Source organism: Corynebacterium sp. LaCa117, assembly GCF_046717765.1.
Lineage (GTDB): Bacteria > Actinomycetota > Actinomycetes > Mycobacteriales > Mycobacteriaceae > Corynebacterium > Corynebacterium kefirresidentii.
The window spans coordinates 1862004-1883165 of record NZ_CP177102.1; the positions used below are offsets into that span (position 1 = coordinate 1862004).

Consider the following 21162-nt stretch of genomic DNA (forward strand, 5'->3'; position numbering starts at 1 on the left):
CCCTCATTAGCGCTGCCACGACTCCGTGAACTCTCCCGTGGCAGCCAATCCGCCTCCTTCGCGCACGCTGACGCCACTCGGGGTCACCACGATAATCGAGGGATCCGCATTGACGTAGTAGTTATTCCCGTCTTGGGTAACGTCGCTCGTTTGGAACTGTCCGTCAAACATCGACGAGCGATAGAATTTGACTCCACCGCCGGTTTCACAAATGATGACCCTGCCGTCCGGCCCAGAACCGGCGAATAAGGCACGCTCAAAGCGCTGACAGTTGGCGTAACCGCCATCCAGCCATCCGTACTCGTTGAAGTTGGAAATATATTTACCCACACCACTCTTCTGACCCCCGCCGGAAGAAGATGGTGATTCCTGCTTTTCTGTCTGCGTGACCGTAACTACCGGTGGCTCCTCGGGGGCTTTCTTCTCTTTCGTTACGGTCTCCTGCGCAGCCGTGGTTTCCTCACTACCCTTCTCTTCTTTATCCGCGCTGTCGACCGTGGTCATTCCACTACCCTGCCCTTTGAAGCTAGGGGCAGCTTCATCCTTGGCGTTGCTGCAGCCGCTGAGCGCGAGGCTGGCGGCCATGAGCGGGACGAACCCCGCGGCGATAAGTGAGCGGAGGCGAGAGCGATAAGGCATAAGCTTTCCTTTCTAATGACAGGCCTAGCAGGCGGGGCTGGGCCACTGCGTATCAGCTTGAGCGAGGTCTTCGGCAACGGATGTAAGAACCGCCTGAGCGGAGGCGTACTGGCCATCAGGGGACGAGGCAATCATTGCTATGGCAACGTCGTGCCCACCCAACCGGACGATACCCATCTGGCGCACGTCGTAGGCGCCAGTGGGGCTCGGCCCCCAGCCACCCTTCATAAAGGAGCCCGGCAAGGCTCGGAGACCGTAGCTTTGCGCGGGATCGGCGGTACCCATGGCGTCGATAATCGGCTGAGCTCCATCCACGCAGCGCAACCCAGCCATAAACTTAGCCTGGTTGCCCACGCTCCACATGGTCTGACCAAAGGCAGTAAATTCCGGGCGGGTGACCTGGGATTGGACTTGGGTGGCGGTATCGCCTGCCTCCGCAATAACGCTTTGGGCGGCCTGTGCGGCCACGGTCGGCTCCCCTAATGCTGCCCACGCGGCCTTGGCGGCCTCGTTATCGGAGTAAGTAATTGCAGAGGAGACCAGCTGGTCATCGGCAACACCGGTACGATGAGCCGCAATAAGCACGGGCACCTTGGAGGTTGACCACGCGGCTTCGGGAGCGGTGCGCCCAGCCTCGACGGTAGAGGTGCCATCGGAGACCGCAATGCCAACATTTCCATGGTGCGCCACAATGCGATCAAGTACGGCTTGAACGTCATCGGCAGGGGCTGCGGCCGGAGGTTCCGTGGAGTCAGACGGGGCGCGCTCGGCAGCAGGGGCTGTGGATGAGGCCGCAGATGTTGCAGCCGTGGTCTCTCCGTACAAGGGATCGGCCGTGCCGCGTGCCTCGGTGTTGACAAAAGTAGGGGAATTATCCGCCGTCTCCTCATCGCCGCACGCGCCCAAGGAGAGTGCGCAGGCGATGAGGGCAGCTGCCGGGCCCCAGGCCCGGCGGATAGGGAACGTCATGAAAACTAGCTTAGGCTAGTGCGCGAAGTGGCGGGTACCAGTCAGGTACAGCGTAACGCCGGCTTCCTTGGCCGCCGCAATGACTTCCTCGTCACGGATGGAGCCGCCAGGCTGAACAACGGCCTTCACGCCGGCGTCGAGAAGCACCTGCAAGCCATCGGCGAATGGGAAGAAGGCGTCGGAAGCTGCGAAAGAGCCCTTGGTGCGGTTGGCGCCATCCGCCAGGGTATTGGCGCGCTCGACGGCGAGCTTGGCAGAGTCAACGCGGTTGACCTGGCCCATGCCCACGCCCACGGTGGCATTGTCCTTAGCCAGCAAGATCGCATTGGATTTCACCGCGCGCACGGCGCGCCAGGCGAACTCGAGCTCGGCCATATCGGACTCGTTGAGGGCCTCACCTGCGGCCAGGGTCCAGTTGGCTGGGTCATCGTCCTCGGCCTGGTAGGTATCTGGCTCTTGAGTGAGCACGCCGCCGGAGATGTACTTGCGCTCTTCGTGCTGGTGTTCGTGTTCTGCTTGCAGCACGCGCAGATTCTTCTTGGCCTTGAGGACCTCGATAGCGCCGTCCTCATAGGAAGGAGCGACGATGACCTCGGTAAAGATTTCCTTGACCTGCTCGGCCATCTCCACGGTGACCTCGCGGTTGACGGCGATGACGCCGCCGAAGGCGGACATCGGGTCACACGCATGCGCCGCACGGTGAGCGGCGGCGATGGACTCTTCAGAAACGGCAATGCCACAAGGATTGGTGTGCTTAATAATTGCAACGCAGGGGCGCTCGTGGTCCCACGCGGCGCGCCAAGCGGCATCCGCATCCTGGTAGTTGTTGTAGCTCATCTCCTTGCCGTTGAACTGGGTGGCATTGGCAAGGCCCGTAGAACCGATGCGGGTGATGGTGGCCTTTTGGTGGGAGTTCTCGCCATAGCGCAGCGGGGTGGTTTGGCCTTCCTCGCTCAGCTGGTCGACAAACCAGGCGGAGACGGCCGCATCATAATCCGCGGTGTGCAGGAAGGCGTCGCGGGCCAAGCCGCGGCGCTGCTCTAGAGTAAAGCCCCCGTTATTGATGGCCTCCACGGCCTCGTCATAGCGGGAGGGATCTACTACCACGGCAACGGACGGGTGGTTCTTGGCGGCTGCACGCACCATAGACGGGCCGCCGATATCGATCTGTTCGACGCAGCCATCGAAGTCCGCGCCAGAAGCAACGGTCTCGCGGAAGGGGTACAGGTTGACCACGACGAGCTGGAAAGGCTCTACCTCGAGCTCGGAGAGCTGGTTGAGGTGATCTTCCTTGCGGGTATCGGCCAGGATGCCGGCGTGTACGCGCGGGTGCAGCGTCTTGACGCGGCCTTCCAAGCACTCTGGGAAGCCGGTGAGCTTTTCTACCGGAGTGACCTCGATGCCTAGGTCCGCGATCTTCTTCGCGGTGGAGCCGGTGGAGACGATTTCTACGCCTGCCTTATCGAGGGCGCGGGCCAGATCCTCCAGCCCGGTTTTGTCGTACACGCTGATAAGGGCGCGCTTTACCTGCTTGCGGTCTTCGCTCATGAGGAGGATTAAGCCTTTCGAAAAGTCTTAGTCTGCGAGTTGAATAATAAGTTCCTCATTGTGGACGTCTGCTGCGCGCAGTACCTCCACGATGAGATCGCGCTCTACTTGTTTGATGCGCTCGTGGAGAGTGGACTCATCATCGTCCGCCATGATGGCTACGGATCGCTGCGCGATGATGGGTCCGGTATCCACTCCCGAATCCACAAAATGGACGGTAGAGCCGGTGATCTTCACGCCATAGTCCAAGGCGTCGCGCACGGCGTGCGCTCCCTTGAAGGCAGGCAGCAGCGCCGGGTGGGTATTGATGGTGCGGCCTTCGAAGCGGTCGAGAAATTCCTTTCCCAGGATCTTCATAAAGCCCGCAGAAACAACAACGTCTGGCTGCACAGCATCTACTGCGTCAACCAGACGTTGATTCCATTCGGCGCGATCGGCACCCAGCGCCACGACCTCGGTATCGATCCCGTGGTCCTGTGCGCGCGAAATACCGTGGCATTCCTTATCCGCCACCACCTTTACCACTTGGTAGTGCCCTGCTTGGGCATCCACGATGGCTTGCAGCAGTGATCCCGTTCCAGAAACGAGCACCACCACTCGGAGGCGTTCAGGGTCAGCGGCATAGCGCGGAGGCATCGGTGAAGTCACGCGCTATAGCCTAGTCTCTCTCCCCTTCCGCGGAGGAATTTTCGCTCGAGGAAGCCTGCTCGCTCTCCCCCATTTGGCCCTTGAGCTGTTGGCTAACCGGCTTGGCGACGCCCCTTTTCTTCTCCTCAGCGTCCTCAAGTTCGTCCGATTCCTCGTGTTTCTCAGATTCCTCCGGTTCCTCCTGCTGCTTCGCCGCATCCTCAGCCGGGGTGACTTCTTCCCCATCCGCGGCTGCGTCAGGGGCGGCGTCATCGGGCTCGTCCTCAACTACTTCGGCGTCAACGATCTCCGGATCGGTAACGGGCTCGCGCTCCGGTTCAACTGGGGTCTCGTCGGCTTCAGCGACGGCCTCAGGGGCGTCGTCTTCAGCGGCATCCGAATCGGGAGTATCAGGGGCCGTGACACGTGCCGTGCGCGCCGCGCGCCATGCCACAAAGGCAAAACCTGCGGCAACGGCGCTGCCGAAAACGGCCATCCACAGGGCGGTTAGGCCTGCGGCGGTCCATAGATTCGGGCCGGTGGCGCCGTAGTAGCCAAGGTCGCCGCTGACAAGGTAGCAGGCAATAAACATGACTACCGCGGAGGCCACCGTGGCTACTAGTACGTCCTGGAAGCTTGGCCGCTTTTTATATAAGGCGTAGATTGCGGCGCCGAGCGGGACAAGTAGAAGCACTACGGCCCAGCTAGGCGCGGAGGCCGGGATTCCACCGGTAATCGGCAGCGGTGGCAGCGGCACGAGGTGGGCACTAAAGAGGCTGACCGAACCTTCGCCGATGGAAAACTCTGAGCCCACCACCACCGCAGCGGTGCTGACGATGGCATTGGGAATGTATAGCAGGCTCACTAGCACTAGCCCGGCCACACCTAGACCGGAGACCCTGGGATATTCGTCCATCATCTCGCCCTGGCGAGAAATATTGAGGAGGAAAACCACCACAAAGACTACGGCGGCGCCAATGGCTAGGTAGCCGAGGTAGCGAAGGGCGATCTGAGTGGCGTCGACAATCTGGCGCGGCACCCCATAACGCTTGGCCAATGCCCGCCACAAGCGCGAGCCCATACCGGCTGCCATGGCAGCAAGATGTAGGACGATAACCCGCAGCAATGCCTGTGCCAGGTTAGGCGGGGAGACATCATAGACCTTGCCCGCGTCCCAAAGCATCAGCCAGGCGATGATGGTAAAAACCGCTGGCACGCCAAGTACGCAGCTGAGAAGAATAAGCAAGTCTTTGACGCTGACCTTGTGCTTAACCGCGTTGCGCACGCGGACCGCCACCACCGCAGCCAAGATGAGCGCGGGTAAGGCGGGCAAGAAAGACATGTGCACTTCGGCCGCCGAAACTGGCGCGAGGTTAAAGACCATCCATGACTCCGCCACGATGGTGTACCACCACGCCATGGGCGAGCCGGCCAGCATAAGACCACCGAGGGCAATGGCCATAATGATAAGGACAATGACCACGTTGGGCACTGCCGCCGTGATAAGCATGCGTCGGATGCGGCCTGCCCTAGTCAGCGGCGCAGGAGTACGGCGCGCTTTGGCTTTAGATCCGGCCTTTCGGGCGACACGTTGCGCCGATCCAGAGGGCTGGCGGGCCCCGCTGGGATGGGGCGCGCGTGGGGTGCGCTCCGTGCGCACCGTCCTGCCCCGCGCCTGGCTACGCGGGCGGGGCGTTGACCGAGAATGGGGGCTGGTGTTTTTGTTCATCGGCGTCCACTTTGCCACTTTCCGGCAGCAGATCTGGGGTGGCGCGACGAGGTAGCCATAAAATCACCGGCGACACCCCTGCACCTTGACCACACATATATATTAGGAGTATAAAATCTACCCTGGTTTCACACCTTTAACTCTGGCTGCAGTAACATGAATGGAAAGTCATCGGTTTTATATGACCCACACGCAGCCCGAGTGGGATCTTGGTCGCAGTAATAATATGCCATTCGGATTATGTTGCCTGCTCGTGGGCAATTCCCTCGAGCAACGCCTAAAAATTTCTTAATTTGGGTTGCTGTTATCTTTTCGAGACGCTACTGTTACATCTCGTTGGTAACAAGAAGGTCACAATCTCGTAACTAACTCGGTGGGGACGTAACACTCAGATTGCGCAGATTGTGAAAAAGACGAAAGAAGACCTAATGCGAAGCAAAGTTCAGCGTGGCGCCGGTCGCCATCGCAAGATTGTCACCTCGCAGACCGCGAAGGGCCGCATCGCCGTAATGACGGTTGCGGCAGGTGCCATATCCACCGCCGGCGTAGGTGGCGCAGCCGCCGCAAACATCCAGTCTGATGACGCGGCCACCACCAAGACGCAGTCCGTTGACTTCGAGCTCGCCTCTGATTCCACCCAGGTTGAGGATGCTGCTGAGGCCCCCGTTGATACCGCTCCGCAGATCCTCAACGTAGCTGAAGCAAAGCCGGTTGCAGATCTATCCGATCAGCTCAACAAGGCCATCCAGGCTTCCGAGGAGCGCGCCGCCGCTGACGAAGCCGCTCGCGCACCTTCCGTTGCCCGCCCTGCCGAAGGCGCATTCACATCCCCATTCGCTATGCGCTGGGGCACCTTCCACAAGGGCGTCGACATCGCCAACTCTCCCGGCACCCCAATCCTTGCCGTCATGGATGGTACGGTCATCGACTCCGGTCCAGCTTCCGGCTTTGGCCAGTGGATCCGCATCATGCACGACGACGGCACCATGACCGTTTATGGTCACATGCAAACTCTTGACGTGGCCGTTGGCGAGCACGTGCATGCCGGCCAGAAGATCGCCGGCATGGGCTCGATGGGCTTTTCCACCGGCTCCCACCTCCACTTCGAAGTTCACCCGAACGGTGGCGAGGCAATCGATCCGCAGCCTTGGCTGGCTGAGCGAGGCATCGACCTCTAAGGCCCCCACCCCAACACCTTCTTGTTAAGCGCCGCAGTGGCTTTCCTGCGGCGCTTTTTCATGTCCACAATTGCCCTAAAGACACCAGCGACGGCTCCCGACCACCGCGGCTGCAGCCAACCTTCCCCAAGACGACTCAAGTGCGTTGCAGCCTTCCCATTGCGCCTCCAACAAAGGGCAAGCCCCGTCGAGACAAGCGCTCCACCACCGGACCTAGACACAAATTGCGCCGCACAGGCAAGTCCAGCGCGCAGCCTTGTCGCAGGTAAATGCACATTTTCCGCTAATCACTGGGTTTGAACGCAACACGCCATTTCCAGAGCGACATACCCACCCCCGAAGTCTACCCCCAGTCCCTAAACCAACACTTTACACACGCCACTCTAGCCACATTCGTAACACGCGCAACAAGCTGGCATGTTCGAATAATTTCGAATTTTTCCCGCTGTTACCAGCGTTTTTTAAGATTGCGCCGGCCGTTCAGGCGGGCTAACTTTTAACTCGTTGCCACGAGCGATTTCGAACGCAAGCATTTCAGCTTTCGGCGTGTCGCGGTTGGCAGTTGCAAGACGCCGCCCTCAGTAGGGCGCAAGCGTCCCGAGACCATGCAAGCCATGAAAAGGACTAAAGATATGAAGCGCATGAACCGCGCACGCAAGAACGTGGCGCTGAGCATCGTTACGCTCGGCACCGTACTTGCTACCGGCACCACCGCTTTTGCTGCAGAGCCAGTGGCTAGCGTGGACGTATCGGACGGCTCTTCTGAGCCCTCCGCTACGAACGTAGATAACGCCGGTGTGGTCGACGCCCTCGTTGGCTTGGCCACCACTACCGTAGGCGTTCTCAACGGCGAGGCTACCCCGCAGGTAGATGGAAACGAATCCGGCGGAGTAAATATTGTCTTGGATCCGGGTTCTGTACCGGGATTGAAAGAAGCATTCGCTCCCCAGGGAAATCACTCCGGACTCACCACGAAGCGCGGCAAGGACTCCGCGGGCAATACAGTGGTCTTTCCTACCTCCGGCACCCTTACCTCCGGCTTCGGCCAGCGTTGGGGCACGATGCACAACGGCATCGATGTGGCCAACTCCGTGGGTACCCCGATTCACGCGGTCATGGATGGCACCGTCATCAACTCCGGGCCAGCACAGGGCTTTGGCAACTGGATCCGCATCCAGCACGATGACGGCACCATCTCCGTCTACGGCCACATGTCTGCAGACCAGCTCAAGGTAAATGTGGGCGACCACGTTACCGCGGGCCAAGAAATCGCCGGCATTGGCAACGACGGACACTCCACCGGCCCACACCTCCACTTTGAGATTCACCCAGGTGGAGGAGCACCCGTTGACCCAGTCTCCTGGTTCAACGAGCGCGGCATTACGGTCTAGAGCTTTTCCATCGGCACTCCGCCGATGAGCATCAGCCGGACCTTACCGGAAGAACCAAAGTCCACGGTGACCGTGGCACGCTTACCGGTGCCGGACGTCTCAATGACGGTACCGAGCCCGTACTTAGCGTGATTGACACGGTCACCCACGGCCAGGTTGAGGTTATTGTTCTTAGGCATTGAGGTTGCCGCCGGCTTGCTAGTGCGTTGCGATGGGGAAGACGCAGCGCGCTGGCCACCGCGGGATCCACCTCTGCCCCACCCAGACCAGTCGCGGCCGTAGGAACGACCATATTGGTAATCGTCCTCGCCCCACGCACCGGTTAAGGAACTATCGGAGTCTTCGCGCTGCCAGTTGATGAGGTCTGCAGGGACCTCGCCGAGGAAGCGGCTGGCAGGATTAGTCACCGGGTTGCCCCAAGCCGAGCGCAAGATGGCACGGGTGAGATACAACTGTTCACGGGCACGAGTAATGCCCACATAGGCTAAGCGGCGCTCCTCGCTCAACTCCTTCGGGTCACCGAGTGAGCGCATATGCGGGAATTGGCCATCCTCCCAGCCGGTCAAAAAGACCACGGGGAACTCGAGGCCCTTTGCGGTGTGTAGAGTCATCATAGTGACCACGCCGGTCTCAGAATCCGGAATTTGGTCAGCATCAGCCACCAGCGACACCTTTTCCAAAAAGGCCTGCAGCGAGCCCGGCGCGGCCTCACCCTCCTCCACTAACTCGGAAGGATCCACTGCATCTGCACCAGATGCGGCCAGCTGGTTCGCGGCCTCTGAGGTAAATTCGCGTGCCACCGATACCAGCTCGTTTAAGTTATCGAGGCGCGCGCCATCTTGCGGGTCGTTGGAGTTTTCCAATTCCGCCTTGTATCCCGTGGCATCCAAAATGGCGGTGAGCAGCTCACCCAAATCCGGCTGGCCAGTAACCTCATCGCGCATGGACGGGATCTGATTGCGGATACCCTCCATCATCTCGTTGAATTTGGTGACCGCGTTAATGGCCCGGGTGCCAAGGCCAGGAACCTCGCCACGAGGGACATCGGCAAGCGCCTTGCCAAAGCTAATGCCGTGGTTTTCTGCATGGAGGGCAATGTGCCCTTGTGCTTTATCCCCAATGGCACGCTTGGGCACATTGATAATGCGGCGCAGGCTCACCGTATCGTCCGGGTTATCCAGGATGCGCAGGTAGGCCACCATATCGCGAATTTCGCGCCGCTCATAAAAGCGCGTGCCACCGACTACCTTGTAGGGAATTCCGGAGCGAATGAAGATATCCTCCAGCGCGCGGGAGGCGTTATTAGTGCGGTACATGACCGCAATATCGGAATAGCTGCGCCCCTTATCCGCCAAAGAATCAATCTCGGAGGCGATGAACCGTGCCTCATCGTGCTCATTATCGGCAACGTAGCCCACGATCTGCTCGCCTTCACCGTGGGCGGTCCACAGATTCTTCTCGCGTCGGTTCTCATTTTTAGCAATAACGGCGTTGGCCGCGTTGAGAATGGTCTGGGTGGAGCGATAGTTCTGCTCCAGCAAGATCGTGTGCGCCTGGGGGTAGTCGCGCTCGAATTCCTGAATATTGCGAATGGTGGCCCCGCGGAAGGCATAAATGGACTGATCGGAATCGCCCACCACACACAGCTCGGGCGCGTCAGGGCCGAGCTCTCCCCTGCCCACGAGCGCGGCAACCAGCGCATACTGGGCGTGGTTGGTGTCCTGGTACTCGTCGATAAGCACGTGCTTGAAGCGCCGGCGATAAAACTCCACCACCTGCTGGTGCTGGGTGAAGATCCGCACCACCTCACCGATGAGGTCATCAAAGTCCACGGCATTGGCCGCGCGCAGGCGGCGCTGGTATTCGGCATAGACCTGGGCCACGGTAATTTCAAACGGGTTCTTGGTCTGCTGCGCCTTCTCCAGCGCAGATTCGGGACCAATGAGCTCGTTTTTGTGATCAGAAATCTGATTGGCCAGCACGCGCGGGGTGTACTTTTTCAGATCCAGCTGCATGTCCTTGGCAATCATGGACAAAAGCCGGCGGGCGTCATCGCCATCGTAGATGGTGAAGTTGGTATTAAGGCCGGGGACGAGCTGCGCGTTTTGGCGCAGGATGCGCACACAGATGGAGTGGAAGGTAGATACCCACATGCGCTCGGCCACAGGGCCAACTAGCCCGCCCACGCGCTCCTTCATTTCCGCGGCGGCTTTATTAGTAAAGGTAATGGCGAGGATCTCCCACGGATTCACCCCGCGGTGGCGCATGAGATAAGCAATACGCCGGGTAAGCACGGCGGTTTTGCCGGAACCGGCGCCGGCCACAATGAGCAGCGGGCTTCCAGAGTGGGTTACGGCCTCAAGCTGCTGTGGGTTAAGGCCCTCGGTCAAAGCATCAGGGGATTCGGGTTGCGGGCTCGCCCCGCGCGGTGCGCCGAAGCCACCGAAGGGGCTTGGGGCGGATGCACCGCCGGTAGACGGGGAAGGACTAAAAGGAGAGTTTTCGTTCATAATGCCTTCCAACCTACTAGCCCCATCGGACACGCCCCGTATCCGCCGTGCGAGCTGCTATTTCCTTTTGCACGAGCGGGTGGCACAATATGGTTTTATGACCGCAGAAGATAAAAAGGACATCGTCAATAATGGCTTGGACATCCGCACGCCTTCAGGCACGGATGATCCCCTTTCTGATGCGGAGATCCAGCAGTATCGCAAAGAAATCAACCGCATGGATCGCATCATTTTGGATGCTGCCAAGCGCCGCACGGAAGTCTCGCAGGCCATCGGCCGCACCCGCATGAGCTCCGGCGGCACCCGCCTCGTTCACACACGCGAGATTGCAATTTTGAATCAGTTCCGCGATGAACTCGGCGAAGAAGGCCCCACTATTGCCTCGGCGCTGCTGCGCATGGGCCGCGGGCGGTTGGGCTAGCCGAATAATTACTGGCCAGCCGATACTATGCAGTATCCTGGCTAAGCATGAATGCAGTTCTCATCGCCGTCATAGTCATGCTCGTGCTCGCCCTTTTGCGCGTGCACGTGGTGGTGGCTCTCTTCTTGGGTGCCATCGTCGGCGGACTCATGTCCGGCATGGGACTCGATGCCACCATGGTTGCCTTCCAAGATGGCTTGGGCGGCGGCGCCAAGATTGCGCTGAGCTATGCCCTTTTGGGCGCTTTTGCGATGGGCGTGGCCTCGGCCGGGCTGCCGCAAATCCTGGCGAACTTCCTCATTCGCAAGCTCGGCGGCAGCGGCGAAGCGGATCCCAAGGCGGCCCTAGCCACCAAGTGGATGCTCATCCTCGGGCTCATTGCCATGTCCGTGATGAGCCAAAACCTCATCCCGGTTCACATTGCTTTCATTCCACTTATCGTTCCGCCGCTGCTTAAGGTGATGAATAAACTGCGCCTAGACCGCCGGCTCATTACCACCTGCCTGACCTTTGGCCTTATTACCACCTACATGTTCATCCCGGTGGGCTTTGGCTCCATCTACTTAAATGACATCCTGCTTTTTAATATCCAGCAGGCAGGGTTGGATACCTCGGATATCAATATCATGCAGGTTATGGGTGTGCCGGCGCTCGGTATGCTCGCAGGCCTGCTCATCGCTATTTTCTTTAGCTACCGCAAACCGCGTGACTATAAGGACCTACCCATCGCCGCTGCGGAGCACCAAGAGACCCCTTCTACCTATAAGGTCTGGGTTTCCGTCGTGGCCATCATTGCCACCTTTGCTGTGCAAATTGTCATGCAGGCGCTCGACTTCGAGTCCGATGGCCTCATGGTGGGTGCGCTTACCGGGTTGGGTATTTTGCTGCTTACCGGCGCGGTGGATTGGAAGCATGCCGATGACGTTTTTACCCACGGCATGAAGATGATGGCGCTCATCGGCTTCATCATGATTACCGCCCAGGGCTTTGCCTCGGTCATGACGGCCACCAATGAGGTCGGCCCACTGGTGGATGCCACCGCCAACCTCTTTGGCACCAATAAGGTCCTCTCCGCCGGTGCCATGCTGGTGGTGGGCTTGGTAGTCACCATGGGCATCGGCTCGTCCTTTTCCACGCTGCCCATTATTTCCGTTATCTACGTGCCGCTGTGCATGTCGCTAGGCTTTAGCCCCGCGGCCACCGTTGCGCTCATTGGCACTGCAGGCGCGCTTGGCGACGCCGGCTCTCCCGCCTCCGATTCCACCCTCGGCCCCACCGCCGGTCTCGGCGCAGACGGCCAACACGACCACATCCGCGACTCGGTCATTCCCACCTTTATCCACTTCAATATTCCGCTGCTCATCGCCGGCTGGGCAGGCGCGCTCATCCTCTAGAAGGGCCCGACGCGGTTGCCCTTTCTGGACTACGGTGGGAGGGGTAAATGTTGCCAATGCGCTAGTTGCCAGAAAGGCCAACCATCATGGATATCACCGCATCTGCCCAATGGAGCGAGCTCGCGAAAGTATATGAGGATAAAAAGGACCTTAACCTCCGCGAGCTTTTTGCCGCCGATGCAGACCGCGCCCGCAACTTCACTTTCGACGCCGCCGGATTACACGTTGATCTGTCGAAGAACCTGATCGACGGGGACGTCGTCAAGCAGCTGGTAGAAGTAGCCAAGGCTGCCGATCTAGAGTCCCGCCGCGATGCCATGTTCGCCGGCGAGCACATCAATAACACTGAGGAGCGCGCCGTGCTACATACCGCGCTGCGTATCCCGGCCGAAGAGGACTTGACCGTTGACGGCCAGGACGTCGCCGCCGATGTCCACGAGGTTTTAGGCCGCATGCGTGACTTCGCCACCGCGCTGCGCTCCGGCTCCTGGCTAGGGCACACCGGCCACACCATCAAAAAGGTAGTCAATATCGGCATCGGTGGCTCCGACCTTGGCCCGGCCATGGCTGCTAAGGCATTGCGCTCCTATGAGGTCGCTGGCATCTCCGCAGAGTTCGTTTCCAACGTGGATCCGGCCGATATGGCCGCCACCCTCGATGGCCTGGATGCAGAATCCACCCTATTTATCATCGCCTCCAAGACCTTCACTACCCAGGAAACGCTGACCAACGCACACGCCGCGCGCCGCTGGCTCATCGAGCAATTCGATGGCGATGAATCCGCCGTGGCCAAGCACTTTGTCGCTGTGTCTACCAATGCGGAAAAGGTAGCCGAGTTCGGCATCGATACCGAGAACATGTTCCCGTTTTGGAATTGGGTTGGCGGCCGCTACTCCGTGGATTGCGCCATTGGCCTGTCCCTTATGTGCACCATTGGACCGATGGACTTCATGCGCTTCCTGGAGGGCTTCCACGCCATGGACGAGCACTTCCGCACTACTCCGCTGGAGGAAAACGTCCCCGCACTCATGGGCCTCCTTGGCGTCTGGTACACCAACTTCTTCGGCGCCCAGACTCACGCCGTGCTGCCCTATTCGCAGGACCTCGGCCGCTTCCCGGCCTACCTGCAGCAGCTGACCATGGAATCTAATGGCAAGTCCGTGCGCCGCGACGGCACCGCGGTCACCGTCCCGTCTACCGGCGAAATCTACTGGGGCGAGCCAGGAACCAATGGCCAACACGCCTTCTTCCAGCTCATGCACCAAGGCACTCGCCTCATCCCGGCGGACTTTATCGGGTTCGCCCGCCCGAAGCAGGACTTCCCCACCGCCGATGGCTCCGGCTCCATGCATGATCTGCTCATGGGCAACTTCTTTGCCCAGACCAAGGTCCTGGCCTTTGGCAAGACCGCAGAGGAAATCGCGGCGGAGGGCGTGGACGCGGCCATCGTGCCGCACAAGGTCATGCCAGGCAACCGCCCGACCACCACCATCCTGGCCGAGGAACTCACCCCGCAGACCCTCGGCGCACTCATCGCGCTCTACGAGCACATCGTGTTCACCCAGGGCGTTATCTGGGATATCAACTCCTTCGACCAGTGGGGCGTGGAGCTGGGCAAGCAGCAGGCTAATGACCTGGCGCCGGCCGTCTCTGGCAAGGAGGATGCCGCATCCGGCGACCAATCCACCGATGAGCTCATCGGTTGGTACCGCAACCACCGCTAACGCCTACTTTGAGCCGCGTTATCTCCTCCCACCAACTCGGCGGGGCGGATAACGCGGCTGCTTTATGGCCTCGCTTGCCCCACGACGATGTAAAACAAGCACGTTCTGCCCCAAATCAAAGGAACATTAGGCAGAACGTGCTTGTTTTGTCAGCGGAATGCGGTTTAGAGCTTGACCATCGGCTCCCAGCCGAAGGGAATCTCTTCCGAGTTCACAATTCGGCGGCCAAATGGGAAGCAGGTCACCGGGATCATCTTCAAGTTGGCCAGCGCGGCCGGGATGCCCACAATGGTCACTACCTGTGCCGCCGCGGTAGTTACGTGACCAATGGCCAGCCACAGGCCGGCGACCACGAACCAGACGACGTTGGAGAAGGTGGACATGGAGCCACTGCCCTTGACTGGCTGCACCACCGAGCGGCCAAATGGCCACAGGGCGAAATTAGCCATGCGGAACGACGCCACGCCCGCGGGGATAGTAACGATGAAGATGCAGGCAATGATGCCAAAGAGGAAATAGGCAAGGGCTAGGAGGAACCCGCCGGTGATAAACCAAACGATGTTAAGAAAGGTACGCATGTCCCCCACACTAGCGCGGGAATCTTATTTCGCGGGGTGAAGCGGCTGGCAATGCGGGCACCACCAGATGATGCGCTCGAGTTCGCCTTCATCGCCGCCGGCATCCACGCCGCCGAGTGCGCCCTTGGTAATGAAGGTGCCGCAGCGGCGGCAGCGCTTGCGATTGCGCCCGAAGACATAGGTCGTCTCCCCGGCGCGGCGCACGCCGGTGGTTACGCGCACCGGGGAGGTGCGGTTGGCCCACATGATGCGCCGAGAGATGTCGAGGATGCGGGCGGTATCCACCTCGGATACTGGTGTGGCCGGGTGCACCCCTGCTAGGAAACAGGCCTCGGCGCGGTATTCATTGCCGATGCCAGCGACGACCTTTTGGTCGAGCAGCGCCGCGCCAATGGCGCGTTGGGGACGGTTATTTAGCCGCCGCAGGGCTTCTTCGCGGTCCCAGTCGGGGTCGAGGATATCCGGTCCAAGGTGCGCGATGCGTTGGTGGTACTGGTCGGCGGGATAGATATCCACGAAGCCTAGCTGGTGACCAACGACCTCAATATCGCGCGGGGAGTTGGCCAGCTGCAGGACGATGCGCGCGGTATGTCCGGGCTTGCGCCAGCGGTCGCCTGCGTAATGGATGGCCCAGGTACCTTCCATCTTGAGGTGGGTGTGCACGATGGTCTGGTCGAATTGCATGAAGAGGTGCTTGCCATAGGGCCAGACGCGCTCGCACACCATGCCGTCTAGGTGCACGGTGGCATAGCGCGGCACGCGCACGGAACAGCCGGTGACCTCACGGCCGGCCATAAACTGCAGGCGGTTGGATAGCTGCAGGACGGAATCGCCTTCGGGCATAACACCTCCAGTGGATCTTTAGCGACGGTACCCGCCGCGCGGGCGGAAGCCACCATTATTGCGCGGTGCAGGCGGCGGATCATCAAAGCTGAGTTCTTCGATGGCCTCACTGACGCGGCGTCCGGCGCGTGGGGTGCGCGGAGCAGCGGCGCGTGCGGAGATGCGCACGCCCTTGGGAGTAATTCCGGCACCGGCTTCGCGCAGGTGGGCGGCATCGGTCTTATGAATGGGACTGCCATTGCACTTTTCGATAACCAACGGGGACAGCACTCCCCTTGCCACCATATCCGTGAGCGCGCTTACCAGGCGGGGATATACCTCCGCCGGGTCGATGCCACCCGGCAGCGATTCCAGGAAGGTGGTGAGGGTTTTCCCGCCGCGGGTGAGGTGGGCGATGGGTAGGCCGTCGATAAGCACCACCAGTGCGCCGGCCGAGCGGGTGGGGCCGCCGGTGGCTTTGCCGTCGGCGTCGTCGCGCTGTGGCCAGGGCAGGGCCGCACCGTAGGGATTGGCCGGGTCGCAGGCGGCGAGGACAAAGGTCTCGGGCTCGGTGGTACCAGACGGCCAGCCGGTAACATCCGGGGAATCGGCCAGGCCGCGCAAGCGGTCGATGATGGCGGGGGTAGAAAATTGGGCGGCGCCCAGCCCATCGATGACATAGCCGCGCATGGCCTTGCCGGATTCCTCAAAACCGGAAAGCACCTTATAGGCCAGCGCAAAGCCACCGAGCACGTCCTCGGCCACGACGGAGCCGCGGGTGAGCACGCCGTAACGGTCGAGCCAAGCCTCGCCGTGTGCCACCGACCGAGAGGTGGCATCAGTGGCGGCAGACACAGCCAGCGACCATCGGCCCATGACATCGGGCGGAGTCTGCGCGGCCGCAGCGTTCTGAGCTTGGGCAAAAGAGGTGCGCCCCATGCGCAGGCGAGAGCGGGTGGGCCGCCGCTTTGAGCGATGCGCGGTGCGGCCTGAGCGCGAACCGCCGGAAGACAACCGGGTACGCAATGGCGCGAAGGAATCGGGGCTCACCAAGCCCATCTCCACCAAGCCCCAGAGGGCCTCGCGGGTCTCCTCGGTAGTGCCGGGGACCTCGGCAGCGATATCGGCAAAGAGGAAGCCGCCGCCGCGGCCCAGGACTTCGAGGATGGCACGTTGCAGCATGCTCACGCCCTCGGCATCGGTTTCCGGGGCTAGCTGGGCCGCGTAGTCCGAGGGCAGCAGCATGATCCAGGGGTCTGCCGCGCCGGCCTTGCCGGCGCCGAGGATGAGCACCTCACCATTGGAGGTAAGTTCATCGAGCATGGTGGGCGAATAATCTCCCACCCGCGCGGGCAGGATGAGCGATTCCCACGCGGAGGCCGGCAGGCGCACTCCGGCTAGCTGCTCGATGACGGAAAAGACACCATCGGCCCCGCGCAGGGCCGGGCGCTTTCCAGCCGGTGCGATGCTATGCCACTCCGGCAAGAAGCGGGCGAAGGAGGCGCCCGAGACCGGCTCGGTAGCGGCACGGGCGGCGGCGAGCGAGCGGGAGCGGATGGTCTTGAGCACCGCTGCCGCGCAGTATTCCTGCTCGTCGACGCCCTGCCGGTAACGGCCTTCTACTACCCCATCGAGCGCGCCGAGGACGGTGTGCGCGGCGGAGACGGATATGCCGAAGGCCGCGGTGAGATCGCGCAGCACAAACGGACCGCGGGTGCGCGCCCACCGCGAGACCAGCTGCGGCAGGGCATCGGAAATGGTGGCCACTTGGGCAGGGATGCCGGGAGGAATGGGGATACCTAGGGCGTCGCGAAGCAGGGGTGCATCCTGGGCCTGGGCTAGGTGCTCGCGCCCGCCAATGCGCACGCGCATAATCCGGGTGCCCAGCTGGTCCAGGGCGGAAAGCGGCACGTCGGCGTGCTCGCCCAGCTCGTCTACGGGAATCGGCCCGAGCACGCGCAGCAGGTCCGTAACCTCCTCGGTGGTGCGGGCCCGGCGCGAGGGATCGGTGCGCTGGAGCTGGGCGTGGACCTCGGCGACAATCTCCGGATCGAGCAACTCGCGCAGCTCCACCGTGCCGAGCAGCTTGGCTAAAAGCGCAGGGTCGAGGGCCAGAGCGGCCGCGCGCTTTTCTGCTAACGGGGAATCGCCCTCGTACATGAACGCGCCGGTGTAATTAAACAGCAGCGAAGAGGCAAAGGGCGAGGGCTGTTCGGTGGTGACCTCCGCAATGCGGATGCGGCGATGGCCCAGCTCCCGCATGACTTCCGTAAGAGCTGGGACATCGTAGACGTCCTGGACGCACTCGCGCACCGTCTCCAAGATGATGGGAAAGGACGGGTACTTGCGAGCGACGTCCAAAAGCTGCTCGGCGCGCTGGCGCTGCTGCCACAGCGGCGCGCGCTTGCCCGGGTTACGCCGAGGCAATAACAACGCACGCGCCGCGCACTCGCGGAAGCGGGAGGCAAAGAGCGCAGAGTTGCCCACTTGCTCGGCCACGATATCGGCAATCTCATCGGCGTCGAAGGCGAAGATGAACCCATCAGGTTCGGATTCGGCTTCCGGCAGGCGCAGCACGATGCCGTCATCGCCAGCTACTGCCTGCGGATCCATGCCGGTGCGCTCGCCTACCCTGGCCCCCACCGCCAACGCCCACGCGGAGTTGACCGGCCGGCCAAACGGGGTATGCAGCACCACGCGCCAATCGCCTAGCTCATCGCGGAAGCGTTCCAGCACCAACGTCTTTTCATCCGGGATGACACCAGTGGCCTCGTTCTGCTCCTGCAGGTAAGCCACGATATTGGAGCGCGCATTATCATCGGCATCCGCAATGATATCCGGCGAGGAAAAGACCTCGCGGCGATACTCACCTAGCGCCTTGCCCAACTCATAGGGGCGGCCCGCGCCATCGCCATTCCAAAATGGCAGGCGCCCGGTATGCCCCGGCGCGGGCGTGACCAACACCTGATCGCGCGTAATGTCCTCGATGCGCCAACTGGTAGCGCCCAAGGTGAACACATCGCCCACTCTGGACTCATAAACCATCTCCTCATCCAGCTCGCCCACCCGGCGCGGAGCACCACCGGAGCCCTCGCCCGAACCGGTATAGAGGAATACTCCAAACATGCCCCTATCCGGAATCGTGCCACCACTGGTCACGGCCACGCGCTGGGCACCAGGCCGCGCGGTCATCACTCCCGTCACTCGGTCATAGACCACACGAGGCTTAAGCTCTGCAAAGTCCGTGGACGGATAGACGCCGCTGACTAGATCCAGCACAGAGTCATAGACCTCGCGCGCCAGATCGCGGTAGGGCCAGGCCCGGCGGACCATCTCGTACCACTCATCGGCATCGAGCCCGTCCTCGCCGGCCGCGGCCACGGCCGCCACCGTCTGCTGCGCCAGCACGTCCAGCGGGTTGCGCGGGGTATGCATTTCCTCAATGAGCCCGGCGCGCATGCGCGATACCGTCAGCGTGGACTGCACCAGATCCGCGCGGTGTTTGGGATAAAAGGAGCCATGCGATACCGCGCCCACAAAGTGCCCGGCGCGTCCCACGCGCTGCAGGCCGGAGGCCACGGAGGGCGGAGATTCCACCTGCACAACTAGCTCCACAGCACCCATATCGATGCCCAGCTCCAACGAGCTTGTGGCCACCACGGCCTTAAGCGTGCCCTCCTTCAGCATGGTCTCTGTCATCGCGCGCTCATCCTTAGACACCGAGCCATGGTGGGCGCGGGCGATAACCGCCGGGGCCTTGCCGGCGACGTCGACCTGCTTCATCAGCTGGGCTGGGTCCCGGCGGGTCTCGGGCGAGAGCGATTCCGGATCGTTCTCGGCCGCATAGAGCTCATTGAGCCGGCTGGTCAGCCGCTCTGCCGTGCGCCGAGAGTTGACAAATACCAGCGTGGAGCGATGCGCCATGATGTCCGCATAGAGGTCATCCTCAATAAACGGCCAGATGGACTTGGCCGTGGGCAGCGCGGACTCATCCACAGAAGGAGAGCTGATGCCAATCGCATCATCCACCGTCATCTCCCCAATGGTGGAGCCTTGCTCCGGCGTGGGGAGATCGGACATATCCTCCACGGGCACGTGCACGTCCAGCTGCCACTTCTTCTCCGCGGCCGGCGCCACAATTTCCACCGGCCGGTTGCCACCCAAGAAATTCGATACGGCAGACAACGGCCGCACGGTGGCGGAAAGCCCGATGCGTTGGAAGTCTCCGGCCACCTGCTGTAGGCGCTCCAAGGTCAGCGCCAGGTGCACGCCACGCTTGGTGCCAGCCAGGGCATGGATCTCATCGATAATGACGGTATCCACCGTCTTTAAAATCCCCGCTGCCTTGGAGGTCAGCATCAAATAGGCGGACTCCGGGGTGGTAATCAAAATATCCGGCGGCTTGCGCACCTGCCGCGCACGCTCGGCTGACGGCGTATCGCCTGAGCGCACGCCTACCGAAATATCCGGCACATCCAGCCCTAGGTTCTCCGCGGTGCGGGCAATTCCGGTCAGCGGGGCGCGCAGGTTATTTTCCACGTCCACGCCGAGTGCCTTCAGCGGCGAGATATACAGCATCTTCACGCCAGCGGCGGATCCAGTAGTCCCAGAGCCCACCGGCAGCGCCAGCTGGCCTTCGCGCTCAACCAAATTATTCAGCGTCCACAAGAACGCAGCGAGCGTCTTACCGGAGCCGGTAGGAGCTACTACAAGGGCATGCTCACCGCGGGAAATCTTCTCCCAGGCCTGCGCCTGCACGGCGGTCGGGGCGGCAAATACATCCTGAAACCACTGCGCTACTTGGGGCCGGAAGCGGTCGAGGATGTTTTCTGGCATGCCCACACTCTAGTCCGCGTTGTAATGTGGGCACCATGACCGTCGAGATTTCTGATTCCCGCCTGACCAATTCCCTCGCCCAGGGCTGCGGTGAGATCCTTAAAGGCGTGCGCAATGGGGGCCTACTACGGGGCCTTTCGCTTGGCGACGCCGGCGATGAAGCCGCCCAAGAATGGATCGCCCGCGTCCTCGAGCAGCACCGCCCCCAGGACGGCATGCTCTCTGAGGAAGCCTCCGATGACCTTGCCCGCTTGAAGAAAGACCGCGTGTGGATCGTGGATCCGCTCGACGGAACCAAGGAATTTGCCACCGGCCGCCAGGACTGGGCCGTGCACATCGCCCTGGTAGAGAACGGCATTCCTATCCACGCGGCGGTGGGCCTGCCGGATCTCGGCGTTACTTTCAAGTCCTCGGACGTCCGGGCGGTCACCGGCCCGCTGTCTAAGAAGTTCGTCGTTTCCCGCAACCGCCCACCCAAGGTAGCCGACTACATTGCGGAGAAAATGAGCTATGAAGTCGTGGGCGTCGGCTCCGCGGGTGCCAAGGCCATGCACGTGCTGCTGGGCGATTATGACGGTTATATCCACGCCGGCGGCCAGTACGAGTGGGATCAGGCGGCTCCGGTGGGCGTCGCCCAGGCGGCCGGCCTGCACTGCTGCCGCCTCGATGGCTCCGAAATCCGCTTCAATAATGAAGACACCTTCATCCCGGATATCCTCATCTGCCGCCCAGAGCTTAAGGATGAAATCCTGGAGCATGCCCAGGCCTTTGCCGCGGAGCACGGCGGATTCTAAAC

General features: G+C 61.4%; 15 protein-coding genes. 6 read left to right on the plus strand and 9 right to left on the minus strand.

From position 1 onward, the window contains the following. Positions 1-6 precede the first annotated feature (6 nt). The 5 genes from ACLI1L_RS09120 to ACLI1L_RS09140 are packed head-to-tail and all read right to left on the minus strand — an operon-like array spanning position 7 to position 5293. On the minus strand, positions 7-639 hold the full coding sequence (locus ACLI1L_RS09120) for a hypothetical protein (protein WP_411707398.1): 633 nt from the start codon (positions 637-639) through the stop codon (positions 7-9). A 24-nt stretch (positions 640-663) separates the two neighbouring features. After that, positions 664-1608 carry a hypothetical protein gene (locus tag ACLI1L_RS09125; protein ID WP_411707399.1) on the minus strand — a complete coding sequence of 315 codons (945 nt, stop codon included), beginning with the start codon at positions 1606-1608 and terminating at the stop codon, positions 664-666. A 15-nt stretch (positions 1609-1623) separates the two neighbouring features. After that, complete coding sequence (gene purH / locus ACLI1L_RS09130; protein WP_411707400.1) at positions 1624-3156, minus strand: bifunctional phosphoribosylaminoimidazolecarboxamide formyltransferase/IMP cyclohydrolase; 1533 nt, start codon at positions 3154-3156, stop codon at positions 1624-1626. Between the two features lie 27 nt (positions 3157-3183). Beyond that, on the minus strand, positions 3184-3792 hold the full coding sequence (purN, locus tag ACLI1L_RS09135; protein ID WP_411708369.1) for a phosphoribosylglycinamide formyltransferase: 609 nt from the start codon (positions 3790-3792) through the stop codon (positions 3184-3186). A gap of 22 nt (positions 3793-3814) precedes the next feature. After that, a complete protein-coding gene (locus ACLI1L_RS09140) occupies positions 3815-5293 on the minus strand; it encodes a DUF6350 family protein (protein WP_411707401.1) in 1479 nt (492 codons plus the stop codon). A 647-nt stretch (positions 5294-5940) separates the two neighbouring features. Between ACLI1L_RS09140 and ACLI1L_RS09145 the strand changes: the two genes are divergently transcribed. Together ACLI1L_RS09145 and ACLI1L_RS09150 are read left to right on the plus strand one after the other, a co-directional pair. Beyond that, positions 5941-6690: a M23 family metallopeptidase gene (locus ACLI1L_RS09145; protein WP_408928189.1), complete on the plus strand. Its 750-nt coding sequence runs from the start codon at positions 5941-5943 to the stop codon at positions 6688-6690. A 632-nt stretch (positions 6691-7322) separates the two neighbouring features. Then, the gene (locus ACLI1L_RS09150) at positions 7323-8081 is read left to right on the plus strand and encodes a M23 family metallopeptidase (RefSeq protein ID WP_408928188.1); all 759 of its coding nucleotides are present in this window, start codon (positions 7323-7325) and stop codon (positions 8079-8081) included. Here ACLI1L_RS09150 and pcrA read toward each other — a convergent pair. Then, positions 8078-10591, minus strand: a complete 2514-nt coding sequence (gene pcrA / locus ACLI1L_RS09155; RefSeq protein ID WP_411707402.1) for a DNA helicase PcrA — start codon at positions 10589-10591, stop codon at positions 8078-8080. The genes ACLI1L_RS09150 and pcrA overlap by 4 nt on opposite strands. Before the next feature lie 97 nt (positions 10592-10688). Here pcrA and ACLI1L_RS09160 point away from each other — a divergent pair, with 97 nt between their 5' ends. From ACLI1L_RS09160 to pgi, 3 genes are all read left to right on the plus strand, one after another. After that, the gene (locus ACLI1L_RS09160; protein ID WP_411707403.1) at positions 10689-11012 is read left to right on the plus strand and encodes a chorismate mutase; all 324 of its coding nucleotides are present in this window, start codon (positions 10689-10691) and stop codon (positions 11010-11012) included. Between the two features lie 47 nt (positions 11013-11059). After that, on the plus strand, positions 11060-12406 hold the full coding sequence (locus tag ACLI1L_RS09165) for a Na+/H+ antiporter family protein (protein WP_411707404.1): 1347 nt from the start codon (positions 11060-11062) through the stop codon (positions 12404-12406). An 86-nt stretch (positions 12407-12492) separates the two neighbouring features. Further along, positions 12493-14130: a glucose-6-phosphate isomerase gene (pgi, locus tag ACLI1L_RS09170; RefSeq protein WP_411707405.1), complete on the plus strand. Its 1638-nt coding sequence runs from the start codon at positions 12493-12495 to the stop codon at positions 14128-14130. Between the two features lie 164 nt (positions 14131-14294). Here pgi and ACLI1L_RS09175 read toward each other — a convergent pair whose 3' ends face one another. The 3 genes from ACLI1L_RS09175 to ACLI1L_RS09185 are packed head-to-tail and all read right to left on the minus strand — an operon-like array spanning position 14295 to position 20366. Beyond that, on the minus strand, positions 14295-14708 hold the full coding sequence (locus ACLI1L_RS09175; RefSeq protein ID WP_023021991.1) for a YccF domain-containing protein: 414 nt from the start codon (positions 14706-14708) through the stop codon (positions 14295-14297). Positions 14709-14732: 24 nt separating this feature from the next. Next, positions 14733-15551: a DNA-formamidopyrimidine glycosylase family protein gene (locus ACLI1L_RS09180; protein ID WP_411707406.1), complete on the minus strand. Its 819-nt coding sequence runs from the start codon at positions 15549-15551 to the stop codon at positions 14733-14735. Between the two features lie 18 nt (positions 15552-15569). Further along, positions 15570-20366, minus strand: coding sequence for an ATP-dependent helicase (locus ACLI1L_RS09185; RefSeq protein WP_411707407.1), 4797 nt, complete (start codon positions 20364-20366; stop codon positions 15570-15572). Positions 20367-20401: 35 nt separating this feature from the next. Between ACLI1L_RS09185 and ACLI1L_RS09190 the strand changes: the two genes are divergently transcribed. Further along, on the plus strand, positions 20402-21160 hold the full coding sequence (locus tag ACLI1L_RS09190) for a 3'(2'),5'-bisphosphate nucleotidase CysQ (protein WP_411707408.1): 759 nt from the start codon (positions 20402-20404) through the stop codon (positions 21158-21160). Positions 21161-21162: the final 2 nt, after the last annotated feature.